Source organism: Ferrimonas marina (assembly GCF_900129905.1).
In the GTDB taxonomy this organism is placed as follows: domain Bacteria; phylum Pseudomonadota; class Gammaproteobacteria; order Enterobacterales; family Shewanellaceae; genus Ferrimonas; species Ferrimonas marina.
This window is the reverse complement of the sequence record NZ_FQXG01000002.1, coordinates 282,063-297,433: the sequence shown is the minus strand read 5'-3', so window position 1 is coordinate 297,433 and position 15,371 is coordinate 282,063. Positions and strand designations below refer to the sequence as shown.

General features: G+C 60.9%; 16 protein-coding genes. 9 read left to right on the top strand and 7 right to left on the bottom strand.

Annotated features, from left to right (window positions below):
* Nucleotides 1-97: 97 nt before the first annotated feature.
* Nucleotides 98-1,708 (bottom strand): M28 family metallopeptidase, encoded by a 1,611-nt coding sequence (locus BUC04_RS05075; RefSeq protein ID WP_067657344.1) that lies wholly within the window; start codon nucleotides 1,706-1,708, stop codon nucleotides 98-100.
* Nucleotides 1,709-1,933: 225 nt separating this feature from the next.
* Here BUC04_RS05075 and BUC04_RS05070 point away from each other — a divergent pair, with 225 nt between their 5' ends.
* A complete protein-coding gene (locus BUC04_RS05070) occupies nucleotides 1,934-2,590 on the top strand; it encodes a cupin domain-containing protein (protein ID WP_067657347.1) in 657 nt (218 codons plus the stop codon).
* 40 nt (nucleotides 2,591-2,630) lie between these two features.
* Here the strand turns inward: BUC04_RS05070 and BUC04_RS05065 are convergent, their stop codons facing one another.
* Both BUC04_RS05065 and BUC04_RS05060 read right to left on the bottom strand, forming a co-directional pair.
* A complete protein-coding gene (locus BUC04_RS05065; protein ID WP_067657350.1) occupies nucleotides 2,631-3,257 on the bottom strand; it encodes a hypothetical protein in 627 nt (208 codons plus the stop codon).
* 254 nt (nucleotides 3,258-3,511) lie between these two features.
* On the bottom strand, nucleotides 3,512-4,258 hold the full coding sequence (locus tag BUC04_RS05060) for an HAD-IIA family hydrolase (RefSeq protein ID WP_067657353.1): 747 nt from the start codon (nucleotides 4,256-4,258) through the stop codon (nucleotides 3,512-3,514).
* A 229-nt stretch (nucleotides 4,259-4,487) separates the two neighbouring features.
* Here BUC04_RS05060 and BUC04_RS05055 point away from each other — a divergent pair, with 229 nt between their 5' ends.
* Nucleotides 4,488-5,564, top strand: a complete 1,077-nt coding sequence (locus BUC04_RS05055; protein ID WP_067657356.1) for a calcium:cation antiporter — start codon at nucleotides 4,488-4,490, stop codon at nucleotides 5,562-5,564.
* 75 nt (nucleotides 5,565-5,639) lie between these two features.
* Here the strand turns inward: BUC04_RS05055 and purN are convergent, their stop codons facing one another.
* Together purN and purM are read right to left on the bottom strand one after the other, a co-directional pair.
* Nucleotides 5,640-6,284, bottom strand: a complete 645-nt coding sequence (gene purN / locus BUC04_RS05050; protein ID WP_067657359.1) for a phosphoribosylglycinamide formyltransferase — start codon at nucleotides 6,282-6,284, stop codon at nucleotides 5,640-5,642.
* A gap of 16 nt (nucleotides 6,285-6,300) precedes the next feature.
* On the bottom strand, nucleotides 6,301-7,338 hold the full coding sequence (gene purM / locus BUC04_RS05045) for a phosphoribosylformylglycinamidine cyclo-ligase (protein ID WP_067657362.1): 1,038 nt from the start codon (nucleotides 7,336-7,338) through the stop codon (nucleotides 6,301-6,303).
* 234 nt (nucleotides 7,339-7,572) lie between these two features.
* Between purM and upp the strand changes: the two genes are divergently transcribed.
* Nucleotides 7,573-8,199, top strand: coding sequence for a uracil phosphoribosyltransferase (gene upp / locus BUC04_RS05040; protein ID WP_067657365.1), 627 nt, complete (start codon nucleotides 7,573-7,575; stop codon nucleotides 8,197-8,199).
* A gap of 54 nt (nucleotides 8,200-8,253) precedes the next feature.
* A complete protein-coding gene (locus BUC04_RS05035) occupies nucleotides 8,254-9,471 on the top strand; it encodes a uracil-xanthine permease family protein (protein ID WP_067657368.1) in 1,218 nt (405 codons plus the stop codon).
* Nucleotides 9,472-9,552: 81 nt separating this feature from the next.
* Here BUC04_RS05035 and BUC04_RS05030 read toward each other — a convergent pair whose 3' ends face one another.
* Together BUC04_RS05030 and zigA are read right to left on the bottom strand one after the other, a co-directional pair.
* Nucleotides 9,553-10,032, bottom strand: a complete 480-nt coding sequence (locus BUC04_RS05030) for a Fur family transcriptional regulator (protein ID WP_067657371.1) — start codon at nucleotides 10,030-10,032, stop codon at nucleotides 9,553-9,555.
* Between the two features lie 69 nt (nucleotides 10,033-10,101).
* On the bottom strand, nucleotides 10,102-11,343 hold the full coding sequence (gene zigA, locus BUC04_RS05025; RefSeq protein WP_067657907.1) for a zinc metallochaperone GTPase ZigA: 1,242 nt from the start codon (nucleotides 11,341-11,343) through the stop codon (nucleotides 10,102-10,104).
* A gap of 131 nt (nucleotides 11,344-11,474) precedes the next feature.
* Here zigA and BUC04_RS05020 point away from each other — a divergent pair, with 131 nt between their 5' ends.
* From BUC04_RS05020 to hda, 5 genes are all read left to right on the top strand, one after another.
* A complete protein-coding gene (locus BUC04_RS05020; protein ID WP_073325629.1) occupies nucleotides 11,475-11,876 on the top strand; it encodes a MerC domain-containing protein in 402 nt (133 codons plus the stop codon).
* 71 nt (nucleotides 11,877-11,947) lie between these two features.
* On the top strand, nucleotides 11,948-12,868 hold the full coding sequence (locus tag BUC04_RS05015; protein WP_067657374.1) for a GTP-binding protein: 921 nt from the start codon (nucleotides 11,948-11,950) through the stop codon (nucleotides 12,866-12,868).
* Between the two features lie 62 nt (nucleotides 12,869-12,930).
* On the top strand, nucleotides 12,931-13,311 hold the full coding sequence (locus BUC04_RS05010; protein ID WP_067657377.1) for an SgcJ/EcaC family oxidoreductase: 381 nt from the start codon (nucleotides 12,931-12,933) through the stop codon (nucleotides 13,309-13,311).
* Between the two features lie 197 nt (nucleotides 13,312-13,508).
* Nucleotides 13,509-14,570, top strand: a complete 1,062-nt coding sequence (locus BUC04_RS05005) for a DUF2066 domain-containing protein (protein WP_067657380.1) — start codon at nucleotides 13,509-13,511, stop codon at nucleotides 14,568-14,570.
* Between the two features lie 61 nt (nucleotides 14,571-14,631).
* Nucleotides 14,632-15,339 carry a DnaA inactivator Hda gene (hda, locus tag BUC04_RS05000; RefSeq protein ID WP_067657387.1) on the top strand — a complete coding sequence of 236 codons (708 nt, stop codon included), beginning with the start codon at nucleotides 14,632-14,634 and terminating at the stop codon, nucleotides 15,337-15,339.
* The last annotated feature ends 32 nt before the right edge of the window (nucleotides 15,340-15,371 follow it).

The following is a 15,371-nucleotide window of genomic DNA, read 5'->3' as shown; positions in this document are numbered from 1 at the left end:
GCTCGGACAGGGGATCGCTTATGGTTCCACCTCTGTTGTTTATTCAACCAAGAAAAACGGGGCGAAAAAAGCCCCGTTTTATCGATATTTACAGGAATTACTGCAGGCCGACCGCACTATCACCGGCGGCGGGGCGCAGGGCATGAAACTCGCTGTTGGGGAGGAAACCAGGCCAGTGTTCAGACTGGGCCAGGGCCTGGCCGGCCTCAAGGTAGACCTCGATGTCCTGCAGGGTACCGGACAGGTCCCACTCGGGGCGGTAGATGTCGCAGGTGTTGTGGTAGCAGCCCTGCATCATCACGCTCATCTGGGTCTTGTACGCCGCCGTGGCTTCGTCCCAGGGCTTGGCGCCGCCACGGGCATACACCGCGGGGACGCCGTGTTTAACGAAGCTGAAGTGATCAGAGCGGTAGTAGCCGCCGGCACCGGGGTTGCGTTCCGGGCCGATGGTGCGCTGCTGCGCCTCGCTGACGTTGATCAGGTACTGCTCCAGCTCAGATTGGCCCTGGCCGACGATGGTGTAATCCCGGGTCTTGCCAAACACGTTGGTGCTGTCGATGTTGAACACCCCCGCCACCTGGCTCAGCGGCACCACAGGGTTGGCGGCGTAGTAGCGGCTGCCCAGCAGGCCCTGCTCCTCACCGGTCACTGCAAGGAAGCGCACGGTGCGGGCCATGGGGCCGCGACTGGCCATCACCCGGGCGATCTCCAGCATGGCGGCGGTGCCACTGGCGTTGTCCAGCGCGCCGTTATAGATCTCGCCATTGTGGGCACCGATGTGGTCCCAGTGGGCGGTGTAGAGCACCTCTTCGTCACTGCGTTCGTTGCCGGGCAGGACCGCCAGCACGTTGTAGCTGGTGGCGTGCTCGATGCTTTGTTTGAGTGTTGCCTGGGCGGTCAGTCCCAGCGGCTGTGCGGTGGGTGCCAAGGTGGCCTGCTGCATCAGATGGTTCAAGTCCAGGTTGGCCTGGGCAAACAGGCCGCGGGCCGCCTCCAGGCTCAGCCAGCCCTCTAGCTGCGGGTGGGGATCGGTGCTGTTGGCCAGGTCCAGTTGCGGGCCGGTCCAGCTGTTTTGCACCACCGCCCAGGGGTAGGAGGCGGGCTTGGTATCGTGGATGATCAAGGCCGCGGCGGCGCCCTGGCGGCCCGCTTCGGCAAACTTGTAGTCCCAGCGACCGTAGTAGGTCATGGTGGTGCCACGGAACTTGGCCGGATCGGCGCTGGCAAAGCCGGGGTCGTTCACCAGCATCACCACGGTCTTGCCGCGCACATCAAGGCCTTCGTAGTCGTTCCAGCCATACTCCGGGGCATTGATGCCGTAGCCGACGAACACCAGCTCGGAGTCGCTGATTGCGATGTCGGTCTGCGGCTTAAAGCTGCCGATCACCATATCGAACAGGTAGCGGTAGGATGTGCCGCCCAGGGTCAGCCTGGCGGATTCGGTCTGGAATCGACTCATCGCCACCGGCTGCAGGAAACTGCTGCCATTGCCCGGTTGCAGTCCGGCCTGGCGGAAGGCCTGCTCCAGGTAGGCCAGGGTCAGGGTTTCGCCCTCGGTGGTGGGCAGGCGGCCCTGGAAGCGATCCGAGGACAGCTCGGCGATGTCGGCGCGCAGGCGCTGCTCGCTGGGCTCCAGGGGAGCGTGCGCGCTGTCCGATGCGCAGGCTGCCAACAGTGGCAGCACGACCAGCAGGATGTTCCGTATCATGGTGTGGCTCTTGTTGTTCGTTTGGCCGTACAGGATGCCGTAAGTTACAAATAATTTACAGTTGTGAAATCGGGTAAGCTGTTTCCGGCTGTAAAAACACCGCAAGATGGGGTTGGCCAGGGCAAAGGCAGGCCGGCTCGGACTATGGTTAAAAGGCGGGATGATGACGCAATCGGAAGCAGGGATAGCCGGTCCTCTCCTTAGCGGGCAATCCTGGGGGTAGCGATGAATGAGCAACTGAATTCACTGGGCGTTGAGGTAGTCGAAGCGGCCCTGATGGAGTGGCAGAACAGTCCCGCCGAGGGGGTTCTGCGCAAGCGCCTGCGTCACTTGGGGCCGGCGGAGTCCGGTATGGTGACCTCGCTGGTGCGCTATCGTCCCGGTTCCCACTTTGCCCGGCACTACCATCCGGAAGGGGAGGAGATCCTGGTGCTCGAAGGGGTGTTCTCCGATGAGCATGGAGATTATCCCGCCGGCAGCTACCTGCTCAATCCTGATGGCAGTGGCCATCGGCCCTTCTCTGAGCCGGGCTGCCTGTTACTGGTGAAGCTGCGCCAATACGCCGGAGCCCGCCGTCAGCAGGTGGCGATCGATACCGGCACTTTAGCCTGGCAAAGCCTCAATATGCCCGGTGTGTCCCGCAAGCTGCTTTACCGTCAAACCGGCTTTCCAGAGCGGATCAGCCTGGTCCAGCTCAAGCCAGGTACCGTGGTGACCGACTTCCATCATCCGTTGGGGGCAGAGATGTTCGTGGTGGAGGGGGAGGTACAGGACGGTGAGCGCCAGTACGGCCCGGAGACCTTTGTTCGCTTCCCGGCGGGCCATCTGCACAGCCCGGCCAGTGCCTCCGGCTGCGTGCTCTATCTCAAAGAGGGGCAGTAAAAAGCGGCCCCGGGGGGCCGCTGGATAGGTGTCTTTCAGATTACTCTTCCATCGGCTGACGGTAGTCGATGGGAGTGCCCTTGATGTCGAAGATGGAGACAGACCAGGTCTTCTTCTTGTTTGAGCTGTAATCCTGTTCCAGGAAATTCTCCCACTTGCAGCGCAGGTTCAGCTTGATGCCGTCGGCCGGCTGCTCACTGCCGAAGTAACCCTCAGTGCTGGTGGGGAAGTCCTCGTCGGCAGCGTCATAGGCCGCATCGAGGGCGTCAACGATAACGTTCTGCAATGTGCCGTAGTTGATGTGGCCGTTGTTGTTGCTGTAGATGATCTTCTGGCCTGTGCTGTTGCCGTTGTTCATGTGCGGCAGGTACTCCGCCGCCAGGGCAAAGCTGGGGAACTGGTCAATGATGTCCAACCGGTAGGAGCGCCACTGGCTACCGCTGTTCTTCACCCGGAACGACTTGGTGAAGTAGGCCTCGCAATCAAACAGGCGATAGGGGGTGTTCTCGCTTTTTTGTACGCCGTTCTTCACCTTACCCAGGTGGGTGACCGCGTTGACACCAAACTGGAAGTTACCGGATTTGATGCTCATGTTCACATCCGGGGCAGCCAGGGCCGGGGCGGAGAGCAGGGCAGCGGTAGTTAGGGCCAAGATACACTTCTTCATCACGAATCCTTTCTTCTAAACGTCAAAGCATTGGGCCTCGATCGGCGGCTAAGGCCAACCGAGCGGATGCCGCCATATGCGACATAACCACAATTAATGTATGGGAATTAAGGTCGGAAGGGATCGCCCTAAAGTACCAAAAAAAAAGAAAAAACGGCGCGCCAGCCCCCATTTCTCATACCATTCTGGTACTTATTCCTTGGGTGTATGGGGGCATGGTTTTTGTGTCTGTATTTGCGTTTGTACCGGCTCTGTTACACCACGTCGATCTCGGCGGCACAGGGGAAGATGTGGTTGGGCCGGAACGGGTGTTTATCCAGATCGTCCATACGGCTGACGCCGGACAGCACCATCACGGTTTCCAGTCCGGCCTGGAAGCCGGCGAGGATATCCGTCTTGAGGTTGTCGCCGACGATCACCGTCTCGCTGGCGTGGCTGCCCAAGTGGTTGAGGGCGGAGCGTACGATCCAGGCACTGGGCTTGCCGACGTAGAAGGGCTTCTTGCCGGTGATGCGCTCGATGGGGGCGCACAGGGCGCCACAGGCCGGGCTATGGTTCGGGCCGTGGGTATCCGGGTTGGTGGCGATAAAGCGGGCGCCCTCGGCGATAAAGCGGGCACCGCGATGGATCATGTCCCAGTTGTAGCTGCGGGTTTCACCGACGATGACGAAGTCCGGGTTGATGTCGGTGATGGTAAAGCCCTGCTTGTAGAGCTCGTGGGTCAGGGCCCCCTCACCGATCACATAGGCCTTCTTGCCATCCTGGTGGCGGAGAAAATCGGCGGTGGCCATGGCGGAGGTGTAGAAGTGCTCTTCGCTGAGGTTGATGCCGGCGGCATTGAGGCGGTTGGCCAGGTCCTTGGCGGTCTGGGCCGGGTAGTTGGTCAGGCACACCAGCGGGTTGCCCTGTTCCAGCAGGCGGTGAATAAAGGCCTCAGAACCGGGAATGAGCTTGTTGTCGTGCAGCAGCACCCCGTCGATATCGCAAATCACACTCTTCATTGTTTTTCCTTCTCCGGTCTCGACCCTTTCTACTTTAGGTGAGAAAGATGACAGCGGCGGGTCCATCGCCACGGCTGTTTGGCTGGCAGCCAAAAGCCCCGTGAACCATGCTTGTTGACCTTAACCGGCTGCCTTGTCACTGTAAAGCAGGCTACCGGGGCAACGCAGCGGGGTGATAATGGCAGTTGGGCAGAGCGGCAATTCGATCTGGTCCAGGGCGCGTCAGGAGATGAGCCTGCTGGCCGGCGTGCTCACTTTGCTGGCATTTCTGCTGCTGGGTCAGGGCTGGCTGACGGGCATGAGCGGCTTATGGGCACCCTTGGGCCTGTTCCTGTGGCTGTTCGCCGCCATGCTGTGGCTCTCCTTCTCGGTGGTTCACCACGCCGATTGCCTGGCGATCAAGCTGGGTGAGCCCTATGGGACACTGATCCTAACCCTGTCGGTGATCAGCATCGAGGTGGTGATGATCTCCGCCATCATGCTGACCGGCTCGGAAAGCCCCGGGGTGGGCCGCGACATGATGTTTGCGGTGCTGATGATCGTGCTCAATGGCTTGGTAGGCCTGTCCTTATTGTGTGGCAGCCTGCGCCACCTGGAGCAGGCCCACAACCTGCAAGGGGCCAACATCTTCCTGGCGGTGCTGCTGCCGTTGGCGGTGCTGGGGTTGGTGCTGCCCAATGTGACCCAGTCCACCGAGGCTGGGACCTACTCCAATATCCAGATGCTGTTCGCCATCCTGGCCTCCATCAGCCTGTATGGCGCCTTCCTGGCGGCACAAACCCTGCGTCATCGAGGCCACTTTGTTGCGCCGGGGGAGGATGCGGATTCGGGCCATGACCATGGCGATCTGGAGGTGCACTCCACCGGGTTTCACGCGGTGATGCTGCTGGCCAATATGCTGCCCATCGTGCTGCTGTCCAAGAGCATGGCCAAGGTGATCGATTACGGCATCGATGCCTTTGCCGCCCCAGTGGCCCTGGGCGGGGTGGTGATCGCCATCCTGGTGCTGGCCCCGGAGGGGATGGCGGCAGTAAACGCGGCGCTGAGCAACCAGCTGCAGCGCTCCATCAACATCTGCCTGGGCTCGGCCCTGGCCACCATCGGCATGACCATCCCGGCGATCCTGATCATCGGTCTCAGTACCGGTACGCCGGTGGTGCTGGGGCTGGAGCCGGTGGAGACGGTGATGCTGTTCGCTACCATCCTGGCTTCGCTCAATACCTTTGCCAGCAATCGCACCACCGTGGTCCACGGTGTGGTGCACCTGGTGCTGTTCTTCGCTTACCTGCTGATGGTGTTTGATTAAGGTCTGGCCGAAATCAGACACAAAAAAAGCACCGCCTATGCGGTGCTTTTTGATGGCGACTGCTGTTTAGCAGCCTCAGTCGGAGGCGTAGCCTGCGGTCGGCAGGACGCTGCCGTCCATCACTGCCTGACCCTGCTGCATCGCCAGGCGACCCTCACAGAACCACTTGACCACCAGCGGGTAGATGCGGTGCTCCTGGGTGTGTACCCGCTCCGCCAGGTCCTCGGCGCTGTCCTCTTCGAACACCGGCACCTTGGCCTGCAGGACCACTGGGCCACCGTCCAGCTCGGCGGTGACAAAGTGCACGGAGCAGCCGTGTTCGCTGTCGCCAGCGTCAAGGGCACGCTGGTGGGTGTGAAGCCCGGTGTACTTGGGTAGCAGGGAGGGGTGGATGTTGAACATCCGGCCCTCGAAGGCCTCGACGAAGGGCTCGGACAGGATCCGCATGAAGCCCGCCAACACCACCAGGTCGACCTGGTGCTGCTGCAGCTCGGCCAGCAGACGCTGGTCATAGGCTTCCCGCGCCTCACCGGGCTGGGCCGCTACAACGGCGCTGGCTACGCCGGCGTCGCTGGCACGGGTCAGACCGTACACCTCTGCCTTGTTGCTGATCACCGCGACCACGTCGCCCTGGATCTCGCCTTCTTGGCAGGCGTCGAGGATGGCTTGCAGGTTGCTGCCGTTTCCGGAGATCAGAACGGCAATACGGGCTTTGCTCATTGGGTTTCCTTAACTCTTAGCGGATCTCAACCTGGCCCTGCTCATCGGCGCGATCGGCGATGGTGCCGATCAGCCAGGCGTTCTCGCCTTCCGCCTTGAGCAGCTCAACCGCTTGCTCGGCCTGAGCAGCCGGCAGGGCGATCACCAGGCCCACACCACAGTTGAAGGTGCGGTACATCTCGTGCTCGCTGATGTTGCCGGTGGTTTGCAGCCAGTTGAATACCTCGGGCCACTGCCAGCTGTTGCCATCGATGACGGCCTTCAGGTTGTCCGGCAGTACGCGGGGGATGTTTTCCCAGAAGCCACCACCGGTGATGTGGGAGATGGCGTGGACGTCGTGCTCGCCCAGCAGCTTGAGTACTGGCTTGACGTAGATCTTGGTGGGCGCCATCAGGGCGTCCACCAGGTTTTTGTCGCCAACGGTGGTCTCTGCCGGGTTCTCAACCCGCTCCAGCACCTTGCGGATCAGGGAGTAGCCGTTGGAGTGCGGGCCGGAGGAGCCCAGTGCGATGATGGCGTCACCGGCGGCGACCTTGCTGCCATCCAGCACCTCATCCTCTTCCACTACACCGACGCAGAAGCCGGCCATATCGTAGTCGGCCCCTTCGTACATGCCGGGCATCTCCGCGGTCTCGCCGCCAATCAGGGCACAACCGGACAGCTCACAGCCATCGGCGATGCCGGAGACCACGGCGGTGGCAACGTCCACATCCAGCTTACCGGTGGCGTAGTAATCCAGGAAGAACAGCGGCTCAGCGCCCTGAACAATCAGGTCGTTCACGCACATCGCCACCAGGTCGATGCCCACGGTGTCGTGGCGGTTGTGGTCGATGGCCAGGCGCAGCTTGGTGCCTACCCCGTCGGTGCCGGAGACCAGCAGCGGCTTCTTGTAGTTCGCCGGCAGGCGGCACAGGGCACCAAAGCCACCGATGCCACCCATTACTTCCGGGCGACGGGTACGCTTTACCGCAGATTTGATGTTGTCTACCAGGGCGTTACCCGCGTCGATGTCGACACCGGCGTCTTTGTAGCTCAATTGGCTGGAGTTAGTCACAGAGGCCTCGTTATGATTCTAAGCAAGGGTAGGGGGGTATAATTTTTTGCGCGGTATTCTAGCAGGCATAGGGCCTCGGCCCAAGTGTTTGCTGGAACAGGGCGCTTTCACCGCCGTGTTGTTCTCATCTATCCTTTCAGGATCACATTTTGCTGAAAAATCCTGACCGGGTTGACTGGGCACAGGGTAAAATTCCATAAATTTGTCTGCGACTTGCAATTCCTGGAGAGGACGATGAACGTCACCGAAGTGAAGCACCCCCTGATCCAACACAAACTGGGCCTGATGCGTGAAGCGGAGATCAGCACCAAGCGATTCCGCGAACTGGCCAGTGAAGTCGCGGCCCTGCTGACCTATGAAGCCACCGCCGATTTTGAGACCGAGACCGTTACCATCGATGGCTGGAACGGCCCGATCCCGGTGGAAAAGATCAAGGGCAAGAAGGTGACCGTGGTGCCGATCCTGCGTGCTGGCCTGGGTATGATGGATGGCGTGCTGGAGCACATCCCGTCCGCCAAGGTTTCCGTGGTGGGGATCTACCGCGACGAGGAAACCCTGGAGCCGGTACCCTACTTTGAGAAGCTGGTTTCCAACATCGATGAGCGTATCGCCCTGGTGGTTGACCCGATGCTGGCCACCGGTGGTTCGATGATCGCCACCCTGGACCTGCTTAAGCAGCGCGGTTGCACCCACATCAAGGTGCTGGTGCTGGTGGCGGCGCCGGAGGGGATCAAGGCCCTGGAGCAAACCCATCCGGATGTGGACTTCTACACCGCTTCCATCGATGAGTGCCTGAACGACAAGGGCTACATCCTGCCCGGTCTGGGCGACGCCGGCGATAAGATCTTCGGCACCAAATAAGATTGATTGACCAGGCGCCCCCAGGGGCGCCTTTTTTATGGAGTAACACAGACTATGGATGGGGTAACCCTTTCTCCTGCCAAGCAGGTGCTGGCCGGCGGTCAGATGCTGTTCGTGGCCTTTGGCGCCCTGGTGCTGGTGCCGATCCTCACCGGCCTGGATGTGCGGGTGGCGCTGTTCACCGCCGGTATCGGTACCCTGGTATTTCAGTTGGTCACCCGCGGACAGGTGCCGGTTTTCCTCGCGTCCTCCTTTGCCTTTATCGCCCCTATCGCCGCCTCCGTGGCGCAGTGGGGCGTGGCGGATACCATGGGCGGCCTGCTGGCGGCGGGCCTGGTCTACGTGCTGTTGTCCCAGGTCGCCCGGGTCGGCGGTGTCGCCGCCATCAACCGCATCCTGCCACCGGTGGTGGTGGGACCGGTGATCATGGTGATCGGGCTGTCCCTGGCCCCGGTGGCGGTGAGCATGGCGCTGGGCTTCCAGGGCGATGAACAGGCGGTGGCCACCGGCACAGCGTTGCTGGTGGCACTGCCCACCCTGCTGACCGCCCTGCTGGTGTCGGTGCTGGGTCGGGGGTTGCTGCGCCTGCTGCCGATCCTCTGTGCCATCGTGGTGGGCTACAGCCTGTCGCTGATGCTCGGCCTGGTGGACTTCAGCCCAGTGCGTGATGCCCCCTGGTTTGCCCTGCCCGAGTTCACCAGCCCCAGCTTTAACTGGCAGGTGATCCTGTTCATGATCCCGGTGGCCATTGCCCCGGCCGTGGAGCACATCGGCGACATGGTGGCGATCTCCAATGTCACCGGTAAAAACTACGTGGAGAAGCCCGGCCTGCATCGCACCCTGCTGGGAGATGGCTTGGCCACCAGTGCCGCGGCCACCTTAGGGGGGCCGCCGAACACCACCTACTCCGAGGTGACTGGGGCGGTGATGCTGACTAAGAACTTCGATCCCAAGGTGATGACCTACGGTGCGCTGTTTGCCATCGTGCTGGCGATGGTGGGCAAGTTTGGTGCGCTGCTGATGACGGTGCCGACGGTGGTGATGGGCGGGATCATGATCCTGCTGTTCGGCTCCATCGCGGCGGTGGGGATGAACACCCTGATCAAGAACCAGGTGGACCTGACCGAGGCCCGCAACCTGGTGATCGTGGCCATTACCCTGGTGTTTGGTATCGGTGGCATGGTGTTCCCGCTGGGTAACTTCCAGCTGCAGGGCATCGCGCTTTGTGCAGTGACCGCCATTATGCTGAACCTGCTGCTGCCCAAGCGCTGAGCTGGCAGTACAGATCAAGGCCGGTCATCGCCAGGTGACCGGCCTGTTCATTTCGCCTGAAGGGCGCTTGCGATGGGTGGGTCAGCGAAGGGCGGCGGTTGTCTCACGGCTAACGTCGGCGCACTTTTCACACACTCCATCCAGCTCCAGCTGAGGTTGTCTCAGTTGATAGCCAATCTCGGTGACGCTGCTCAGCAGAGTGGCAAGTTGCTGGTTGTCGATGTTGATCTCCTTGGCGGCCCCACAGCGGTGGCAGACCACAAAGTGCTGATCGGCGTGTTGGTGCTGGCAGGCGATGTGGGCGCAGGCCAGGTACTTGTTGACCGAGGAGAGCTTGTGTACCAGCTGCATCTGTACCAGGAAGTCCAGCATCCGGTAGGTGGACATGGGTTGGAGCTTGCCGTCGAAGCGCCGGTTGTAGTGCTCGGTCAGCTCATAGGCCGATAGCGGATGGTCGGCCCGGAGCAGGACGGACAGCAGATCCCGGCGCTTAGCGGTGAGTTTGCCGCCCATGCCTTGGCACTTCGCTGCTGATCTCTCAAGCACCTTGTCGATGTCCATAGGTTGTCACCAAGCCCTTGTCTGTAAGATGTCCATGCAGAAAGACTAACCCAATGGGGATGACCGCCGCTACGCCTGACCCTCTACCATCTGGATGGCAGGAAACGGATTATCCAGTCGCGCCCAAGCCTCACTGTCGGCCGCTGCGAGTCGTTCATCCAGCAGGCACTCGTCCAGGCGAGATCGGATCAGCGCCTCATCCATCGCTTGCCCGATAAACACGATCTGCTGTGCCCGATCACCAAATCGGGGATGCCAGCCCGGGCGTTGATCCGGCCGCTGCCCCTCTGGATGTGCCCATCTCTCCCGCGGCACCGCAGCCCACCACATGCCGCTGGGCACCACGTTGGTGATCCCGCCGGCTTGTGCCCATTCGTAGGCGATGCGATGATCCGCTGCCACCCAGAAAAACCCCTTGGAGCGCAGCACGCCACGCCAGTTCTCGTCCCGCTGGATAAAGGCCCAGAGCTTTTGGGCATCGAACGGCTGGTGGGTGCGATAGATGAAGCTGGAGATGCCGTACTCCTCGGTCTCCGGGGTGTGCTGGCCCTGCAGTTCACGCAGCCAACCAGCGGAGCTGGCGGCTTCGTTGTAGTCAAAGAGGCCGGTGTCGAGCACGTCATTCAACCGGACCTCCCCCTGGCTGGTTAGCAGCAGCTTGGCACCGGGGTTGAGCGCCTTGACGATCGCCTCCACCTCCAGGGCCTGGTCCGGCGTGACCAGGTCCAACTTGTTCAGCACGATGACATTGGCAAACTCGATCTGGTCGATGAGCAGATCGGTGACGGTGCGATGGTCGTCCTCACCCAGGGATTCTCCCCGGTCCCGCAGGGCATCGGCGGCCTGGTAATCCTGCAGAAAGCTGGCGGTATCCACTACGGTTACCATGGTATCGAGACGGGAGACCTGGCTCAGGCTTACCCCCTGTTCATCCTCAAAGGTAAAGGTTTGAGCCACGGGAATAGGTTCTGAGATGCCGGTGGATTCGATCAACAGGTAATCGAAGCGATGCTCCCGTGCCAACCGGGACACCTCGGCCAGTAGGTCGTCGCGCAGGGTACAGCAGATGCAGCCGTTGGACATCTCCACCAGTTTCTCTTCCGTGCGCGACAGCTCAGCCCCACCACGCTCTACCAGGGCAGCGTCGATGTTGACCTCACTCATGTCATTGACGATCACCGCAACCCGCCGTCCTTCACGATTGTTCAATACCTGGTTGAGCAGCGTGGTCTTGCCCGCACCCAGGAAGCCCGACAGGACGGTCACGGGAAGGCGGGATGAGTTGGTGCCGGTCTCTTGCGTTGGTGCCACGGTTGCCCCCAAGGCGGATGCCGTTTAATGTTATGTTGTAACATTTAGCAAAGACTGAACGGTTATCAAGTGAGCCAATGGATGGCACTGGCACTGGCACTGGCAACGGCAATGGCGAAAGGGAGCGACAGATGAATCAAGTCGGGCAAGCGTTACTGGATAAGATGGCCATCGGCGTTTCGGTGGTGTGCGCACTGCATTGTGCAGTGATGCCCATTGTTTTGGCGACTTTTCCTGCCTTAGCGATATTGCCGATGGAGGATGAGACATTCCATAAATTGCTGGTACTCTTCGTTATCCCATCCAGCATCATCGCCCTGTTGCTGGGCTGTCGGCGCCACAAGGACCGCTGGGTGCTGCTCGGCGGCGTTGTTGGCCTGCTGGCACTGGTGCTGACCGCACTGTTCGGTCATGACCTGCTTGGGGAGATGGGCGAGAAGGTAGCGACCGTGATCGCTGCTCTGGTTTTGGCCTCTGCGCACTGGCGCAACTTTAGTCTTTGTCGGGCTCGCGCTTGTGCCCATGATGCCTGAGCGGGTTGAGACAATGGCAGGGTCTGGTCTGCGCCGCAAAAGTGCCGTTTAAGGGAGTGAGTACAAAGACCATGGAAGCCATTGTGGCCATTGTCGGATTTTTGGGGGCCGGGAAAACAACCCTGTTGCAACACCTGACCAAGGGCTATATCGACGCCGGTTGGCAGCCTTTTGTCATCCTCAATGACTACGAGAATGCGTCTTTGGATGCCCAACAGCTCACCGAGCACCTTGCTCCCCAATGGGTTCAGGCATTGAACGGTAGCTGCATCTGCTGCAGCGGCATTAACGAGTTGAGGGAGTTCGTCAATGGCATCCCGGAGCGCCCCAAGGGCATCACCCTGATCGAGGCCAATGGCACCTCGGACGCCTGCAGGCTGATGGGCTTTCTTGGTGTGGGCATCGACGATCGCTTCCTGCCCCCGGTTCAGATCTCCGTGGTGGATGTTAAAAACTGGCAGCAACGGGGCGCACACAACGAGCTGGAAGCCAGCCAGGTTCAGGTCTCCTCACTGATCCTGCTGACTCATCTGGACCAGGCCTTAGCACAACGCAAGGCTGAGGTGATCGGTGCACTCAATGAGCTCAACCCTCAGGCGCAGATCCTTGAGTTCGATGGTGTTGATCTTATGGCGCTGCCTCAACTGGCGCCGTCGAGCAACAACGCCGCCGCCATTGAGCATCAAAAGGCCCACTGGGCTTCCTGCTCCACCGAGCTTCCCAGCCTACCGGACGAGCACTGCATCCATGAACTGTGTCAGCGGCTTCCCAATAGCTTGCTGCGGGTGAAGGGGTGCACCCAGATAGGCGATGGCAGTGGCTACCGCTACTTTGAACGTGGCCCCGATGGCCAGGTGAGTACTCGCGATTTCTACGGTGAGCCGGTTGCCGGTGCCAAGTTGCTGGCAGTGGGACCCGGTAGCCAACCTGCGGTCCTGGATAAAGCGATTGCCGCGGTTTTACTCACGGCCGCAGACCGGTTGTCTGGCTGACAAGGCCTGCCGGCTGCTGAACCCAATCTTACTTTTCTAATCCACTGCTTGGACTGGAGTACATGACGAAAAACGACATCGAAGCCTTGTTTGATGAATGGAACGGTGCATTGCAAAGCGGCGATCCCGCACACGTCACTGCGCTGTACGAGCGCGACGCCATCCTGCTTCCCACCATCTCCAACCAAGTGCGCCACAACCACGCCGAGATCTCGGATTACTTCTCAGACTTTTTGGCGCTTGGGCCGTGGGGGCGGATCGATGAGGCCAACATTCGTCGTTTTGACGGGCTTGCGATCAATTCCGGGATCTACACCTTCCAGTTCAATGACGGCTCCTCCGTCCAGGCCCGCTTCAGCTTCGTCTACCGCTGGAACGGCTCTCGCTGGATGATCATCGAGCACCACTCCTCACGCCTGCCGGAATGTGGCCAACCAGGCTGATTGTGGACAGAGTGGTCGCGGCATCCACTGAGTCCTTGGTTTAATCAGGCTTGGTTGCGCTTCACCGGCGCCCTAATCCTGGATTTAGGGTCACTGTGATGGGGGATCGGCTGTGGTACACTCTGGACCTATACGACCTCATTAACCATTAGAGAATCACTTTGCGTTCGCTTCTGTTTTTATTGGCTTTGTGTCTGATGCTGCCGGCCCGAGCGGTGACGGTTGCTGATCTGTTCATCGGCGAAGTGGCGGTGGGTTCCCGCAGTAACCAGGACCGACAGCTCGGGGTGCGCGACGCCCTGGCCCAGGTGCTGGTGCGCAACACCGGTGATAGCCGGATCCTGGAGCAGGATGCGGCCCGTGCCATGATCCGGCAGGCCGAAAGCTACCTGCTCAGCTACGGCTACCGCAGCGGCGACGACCTCAAGCTGCAGGTGCGCTTCGATGCACAGCGGATCCAATCCCAGCTGCAGCAGGCTCAATTGCCGGTGTGGGGGGCTCAGCGCCCGCAAACCCTGATCTGGTTAGCCGAGCAGGCACCGGAAGGGGCCCCGGAGCTGGTCACTGACACCAGTGAGGTGAGCGACAGCCTGGCGCTGGCGTCTTCCGAGCGAGGGGTGCCGGTGTTGATGCCGCTGATGGACCTGGAAGACAACCTGCTGGTGTCGGTCAACGACGTGTGGGGCGATTTCCCGGAGCCGGTACTGGAAGCCAGCGGCCGCTACCAGCCGGATTTCCTGTTGTCGGGCCGCCTGATGCCGGTGGGAAATCAATGGCAGTACCAGTTTGCGCTGTACAGCCCACTGGGTAACACCCGCAGTAGCAGTGCCCCGATGCCCCTGGTGCGGCAAAGTGGTCAGGCTGCAGATGCGGAGCAGGCGGTGTCGCTGATGTTGGCCGATCTGGCCCGATACTACGCTTCCCGCTACGCCTCGGTAGCCGGAGAGAGTGAAGGCGCGACCCAGCTGGTGTTTGAGATCCAGGGCGGCATCGAATCCCTGGTGTCCCTGGAGCGCTACCTGGAGAGCTTGGCGCCTATCGGTGATGTGCAGGTGACCGAGATCCAGGGCCGCACCGTGACCCTGGCGTTGGCGCTGGTCGGCGGCCTGGCAGAGGTGGAGCAGTTGCTCACGCTGGATGCCCGGGTGGAGGAGATTGCGCCGCCACAGAACGAGTTTCAATCACCCTTTGCCCGCCCACTGCCCGAGGATGGTGAGGAGTTGAGCACTCAAGCGCGCTACCGCTGGCAGGGGCGCTGATCCGCCTTATTGGCGTGTTACACTTTGATTTGTCTATTTGATTGAAGGAAGCCCTGCTAACGTGAGCAAGAGCGCGCCGATCCAACTCTCGCTGCCTGTCCACCTGCCGGACGATGAGACTTTTCAAAGTTATCATCCGGCTGGCAATCAGCAGTTGATCGAGAGCTTGCGCCTGGCCGCCAGTGGCCAAGGGGAGCGGATCACCTACCTCTGGGGTAACGCCAAGTCGGGTCGCACCCATCTTTTGCATGCCGCCTGCGCCCTGGCCAACGAACAGGGACGCCAGGCGTTCTACCTGCCCTTGGGGATCCATGCCAGCATGTCGCCGGCGATCCTGGAGGGCTTGGAATCCCTGTCCCTCATCTGCCTGGATGACATCGACGAGGTCAGTCGCCACCCGATCTGGGAAGAGGCACTGTTTGATCTCTACAACCGGGTACTGGAGCAAGACAACTGCTGCCTGGTGGTGTCTGCCCGGGCTCCGGCCAACGGGGTGGGCTTCCTGCTGCCGGACCTGGTGTCACGACTGAACTGGGGGATCCAGTATCAGCTGCACCCGCTGAGTGACGACGCCAAACTGGCAGCACTGCAACAGCGTGCCAAGGTTCGGGGCCTGGAGCTCTCCGAAGAGGTAGGGCGGTTCCTGCTGACCCGTCTGGCCCGGGATCTGCGTACCCTGTTTGAGGTGCTGGATCGACTGGATAAGGCCTCGATGCGGGCACAACGCAAGCTGACCATCCCCTTTATCAAGCAAACCCTGCACCTCTGAACCGCTCTTCTCGCCTCCGGTTCTTTCTCACT

Coding starts and splice junctions, on each gene's coding strand:
- BUC04_RS05075 (WP_067657344.1), bottom strand. CDS start 1,708: ATGATACGGAACATCCTGCTGGTCGTGCTGCCACTGTTGGCAGCCTGC.
- BUC04_RS05070 (WP_067657347.1), top strand. CDS start 1,934: ATGAATGAGCAACTGAATTCACTGGGCGTTGAGGTAGTCGAAGCGGCC.
- BUC04_RS05065 (WP_067657350.1), bottom strand. CDS start 3,257: ATGAAGAAGTGTATCTTGGCCCTAACTACCGCTGCCCTGCTCTCCGCC.
- BUC04_RS05060 (WP_067657353.1), bottom strand. CDS start 4,258: ATGAAGAGTGTGATTTGCGATATCGACGGGGTGCTGCTGCACGACAAC.
- BUC04_RS05055 (WP_067657356.1), top strand. CDS start 4,488: ATGAGCCTGCTGGCCGGCGTGCTCACTTTGCTGGCATTTCTGCTGCTG.
- purN (WP_067657359.1), bottom strand. CDS start 6,284: ATGAGCAAAGCCCGTATTGCCGTTCTGATCTCCGGAAACGGCAGCAAC.
- upp (WP_067657365.1), top strand. CDS start 7,573: ATGAACGTCACCGAAGTGAAGCACCCCCTGATCCAACACAAACTGGGC.
- BUC04_RS05035 (WP_067657368.1), top strand. CDS start 8,254: ATGGATGGGGTAACCCTTTCTCCTGCCAAGCAGGTGCTGGCCGGCGGT.
- BUC04_RS05030 (WP_067657371.1), bottom strand. CDS start 10,032: ATGGACATCGACAAGGTGCTTGAGAGATCAGCAGCGAAGTGCCAAGGC.
- BUC04_RS05020 (WP_073325629.1), top strand. CDS start 11,475: ATGAATCAAGTCGGGCAAGCGTTACTGGATAAGATGGCCATCGGCGTT.
- BUC04_RS05015 (WP_067657374.1), top strand. CDS start 11,948: ATGGAAGCCATTGTGGCCATTGTCGGATTTTTGGGGGCCGGGAAAACA.
- BUC04_RS05010 (WP_067657377.1), top strand. CDS start 12,931: ATGACGAAAAACGACATCGAAGCCTTGTTTGATGAATGGAACGGTGCA.
- BUC04_RS05005 (WP_067657380.1), top strand. CDS start 13,509: ATGCTGCCGGCCCGAGCGGTGACGGTTGCTGATCTGTTCATCGGCGAA.